This is a genomic window from Halomonas icarae, assembly GCF_009901955.1.
Taxonomy (GTDB): Bacteria; Pseudomonadota; Gammaproteobacteria; order Pseudomonadales; family Halomonadaceae; genus Halomonas; species Halomonas icarae.
Genome location: NZ_WUTS01000017.1, coordinates 1 through 404 on the forward strand (window position 1 = coordinate 1; position 404 = coordinate 404).

The following is a 404-nucleotide window of genomic DNA, read 5'->3' on the forward strand; positions in this document are numbered from 1 at the left end:
GCGTTCATCGACAAGGCCGCCGAGGGGCTGGTGCTGGCCTTCTTCAACCAGGGTGAGGTGTGCACCTGCCCCTCCCGAGCCTTGATTCAGGAGTCCATGTATGACGCCTTCATGGCCAAGGTGATGGAGAAGGTCGGGCAGATCAAGCGCGGCAACCCGCTGGATACCGATGTCCAGGTGGGAGCCCAGGCGTCCCAGGAGCAGTTCGACAAGATCATGTCCTACATGGCTATCGCCCGCGAGGAGGGGGCGGAGGTGCTCACCGGCGGTGACAAGGCGAGCTTCGATCCGGACTATGACAAGGGCTTCTATATCGAGCCGACGCTGCTCAAGGGCCACAACAAGATGCGCGTCTTCCAGGAGGAGATCTTCGGGCCGGTGGTGGCGGTGACCACCTTCAAGGA

General features: G+C 61.9%; 1 protein-coding gene. It reads left to right on the top strand.

What is annotated here, in order from left to right; genetic code table 11:
* The coding region (locus tag GRB80_RS16010) for an aldehyde dehydrogenase family protein (RefSeq protein ID WP_161424419.1) at positions 1 to 404 on the top strand (404 nt) is incomplete at both ends.